The sequence below is a fragment of the Staphylococcus sp. EG-SA-2 genome (genome assembly GCF_017152085.1).
The window spans coordinates 1-828 of record NZ_JACYHC010001006.1; the positions used below are offsets into that span (position 1 = coordinate 1).

Here is an 828-nt window from a genome sequence, read left to right on the forward strand (position 1 = left end):
GTCGTAGCATTCAAACCTTTACCATAAACCTTTTTTACATGTTTCACTTCTAGCAACATGGCATGCACCTCATTTCTTTGTTAGTTCTATATTAAAACAAAAAAATACTAATAACATTTAAATTAGTAAAAAAATGTTACTAGTATACTTACAATATTGAAAGTTTTTATTCATCTGGAAATTGAATCGTAAATGTTGTACCCTCATTTTGTTTAGATACGACTGAAACAGGATGGTTTGTGTGTGTTGAAATTTGTTTTACGATAAATAAACCAATCCCACTTGAGTTACTTTGGCGCTGGCCATTATAACCTGAATAGCCCTTATCAAATATTTTAGGCAAGTCCGCTTCACTAATACCGATACCATTATCTTTTACGTGTAATTGATTGGATTGCTCATCAAATTCAATCCATATATCTTTACCTCTCGCATACTTAAGTGCATTATTTATTAATTGTTCTATCATTAAAGAGGTCCATCTAACGTCAGTTAATACTTCGTGATGACAAGGTTCATAATGGATTTTTGTTTTTTGATCAATAAACTGTATTGAATATTTCATAATAATTGGGCGAATGATATTATTAATCGAAATTTTAGTGACAGAAATATCAGAAGTTTCATTTAATAACTTTAAATAACTAAGTGCTAAACTTGTATAGTTATCAATTTGAATAACCTCTTGACGAACACGATTAACAACATTAGGCTCATCTCTTTCAAGTAACAGTTGTGCTGCAGTAATGGGTGTTTTCATTTGATGTACCCATGTTAAAAAGTAGCTCTCTACATCATTTTTATATTCAATTTGTTCATTTTTAAGCT

General features: G+C 30.0%; 1 protein-coding gene. It reads right to left on the reverse strand.

All coding sequences use genetic code 11. From position 1 onward, the window contains the following. Window positions 1-166: 166 nt before the first annotated feature. Window positions 167-828: nisin susceptibility-associated two-component system sensor histidine kinase NsaS (gene nsaS, locus IDG60_RS17235; RefSeq protein ID WP_206160978.1), on the reverse strand; the 662-nt coding region annotated here is incomplete at its 5' end.